This is a genomic window from Nostocoides australiense Ben110, from assembly GCF_001050535.1.
GTDB classification, from domain to species: domain Bacteria; phylum Actinomycetota; class Actinomycetes; order Actinomycetales; family Dermatophilaceae; genus Nostocoides_A; species Nostocoides_A australiense.
In genome coordinates this window covers 3,362,061-3,364,169 of sequence record NZ_HG764815.1, presented here as the reverse complement: position 1 = coordinate 3,364,169, position 2,109 = coordinate 3,362,061, and the positions used below count along the sequence as shown (strand labels likewise).

Below are 2,109 nucleotides of genomic sequence, written 5' to 3'. Positions count from 1 at the left end.
GGGAGGCCCGGGCGGCCGCGGCGCAACGCTGGGGGCCGGCCTCCGGTGGGCGGTGGCTGACCAATAGCCAGGTCCCCGGCCCCGTCCTGCGAGTGGGATCATTCCGGTTGCCGGGGCCGGTCACGGCCGACCTCGACCGGGCCCTCGAGCGGGGTGCCCTGACGATGCGCGGCTACGACCGGACGCTGCGGGTGGCGTGGACGCGCGCCGACCTGACGGGGCGTTCGGTGCCGGTCGCCGATGACGTCGGGCTTGCCCTCTTGCTCCGCGCCGGCGCCCAGGCGGCCTGAGATGAGCATCGCCAACCCCTATGAGCACGTGCTGCGCGACGAGCGTTCGGCGCGGATCGCGTTCGCCCGGCTGGCCGAGCCCGCCGACCCGGCGGTCGCCGAGGTCGTCGCCACCGAGGGATATGCCGGGGCGCTGCGAAGGGTCTTGTCGGGGCGGCATACCAAGCTCAGTCGCAAGCTCGCGCCGCGCATCGGGCACCTCGACCAGATCGACGACGATGCGATCGCGGCGGCGTTGCAGGCGCGGATCGTCGTGCCCGGTGACCCGGCGTGGCCCCGCGGGCTGGACGATCTGGAGGCGGCACCGCATTGCCTGTGGGTGCGAGGTGGCGCCGCGGAGGCGCTCGACAACCTCTGCACCCGCAGCGTCGCCGTCGTCGGAGCGCGGGCGGCCACCGCCTACGGCCTGGACCGGGCCGCTGATCTGGGCGCGGAGCTGTCCGAGCGCCGGTTCACCGTCGTCTCCGGGGCGGCGATCGGCATCGACGCGGCCGCCCATCAGGGCGCGCTCGCCGTCGAGGCCCCGACGGTAGCCGTCCTCGCCTGCGGCATCGACCGGATCTACCCGCGCTCCCACGAGGTGCTGCTGCAGCGGATCGCCGAAACGGGGGCGATCGTGACCGAACTCCCGCCGGGCGCCGCCCCCTATCGGCAGCGCTTCCTCCAACGCAATCGGCTGATCGCCGCGATGACGTGCGGCACCATCGTCGTGGAGGCGGCCTTGCGGTCCGGTTCGCTCGCCACTGCCGCGGCGGCCACGCAGCTCGCCCGCCCGGTCGGGGCGCTGCCCGGCCCGGTCACCTCGATGTGCTCCGCCGGGTGCCACCAGGCGATCCGCGAGGGCATTGCCTCGCTGGTGACCGACGCCGCCGATGTGGCCGACCTGCTCGGCAGCTTCGGCCGCGACACCGCTCCACTGCGGCGGGCGCCGGTGCTGCCCGAGGACGAACTCCCAGGCACCCAACGCTCGGTCTGGGAGGTGCTGCCGGTGTCCCGGCCTGCGTCCGTGGCTGCCCTCGCCGAGCGATCGGCGCTGGACGAGCTCGCCGTCCAAGCCGCTCTCGGCCCGTTGGAACTCGCTGGCCTGGCCAGACGGTCGGGCGAGCACTGGATGCGCGCTTCGCGCGTGGCGCCTTGAACCGGGCGGTCCTTTTTGCGACCGTTGGCCCGTGGAGTCGGACACCGCGGTCGTGGCGGCCTTTGCGCGTCACCTCGGCGCGGAGCGCGGCCGGTCGGCGCACACCGTGCGCGCTTACGAAGGTGACCTGCGGTCGCTTGCGGCCTATCTCGACCCACCCGGCGCGAACGCCCGTCCTTCCGGCGGCGAAGGCAAATCCCACCTGCTCGCCGCCACCCTCACCGACCTGCGTGGCTGGCTCGGTGCCCAGGCCGGGGAGGGCGTCGCGCGCGCCACGCTTTCCCGGCGTGCGGCGAGCGTCCGCACCTTCTTCGATTGGGCCCTGCAGACCGGTCGGCTCGAGACCAACCCCGCCTTGCGGCTGGTCTCGGCGAAACGCTCCCGCCGGCTGCCGACCGTTCTCTCGGCGGAGGCTGCCGGTGAGGTGCTCGATGCCGCGGGTGTCGCCGCCGATGATGACGAGCCGTTGGCGCTGCGCGACCGGGCCATGGTCGAACTGCTGTATGCCAGTGGCATCAGGGTCGGCGAACTCACCGGTCTCGACGTCGACGACGTCGACCTCGACGCCCGGGTCGCCACGGTCATGGGCAAGGGTGCCCGCGAACGGACGGTGCCGTTCGGGGCCCCGGCCGGTGCCGCCCTCGAGCGCTGGCTGCGCGTCGGCCGTCCCGCGCTCGCCGG

3 protein-coding genes are annotated in these 2,109 nt (G+C 74.2%); all 3 read left to right on the top strand.

What is annotated here, in order from left to right:
- Window positions 1-290: magnesium chelatase subunit ChlI family protein (locus BN11_RS16320; RefSeq protein ID WP_048699417.1), on the top strand; the 290-nt coding region annotated here is incomplete at its 5' end.
- Between the two features lies 1 nt (window position 291).
- Window positions 292-1,428, top strand: a complete 1,137-nt coding sequence (gene dprA, locus BN11_RS16315; protein ID WP_048699416.1) for a DNA-processing protein DprA — start codon at window positions 292-294, stop codon at window positions 1,426-1,428.
- Window positions 1,429-1,459: 31 nt separating this feature from the next.
- Window positions 1,460-2,109, top strand: a 650-nt coding sequence (locus tag BN11_RS24110; protein WP_048699415.1) for a tyrosine-type recombinase/integrase, incomplete at its 3' end; no start/stop codon positions are given.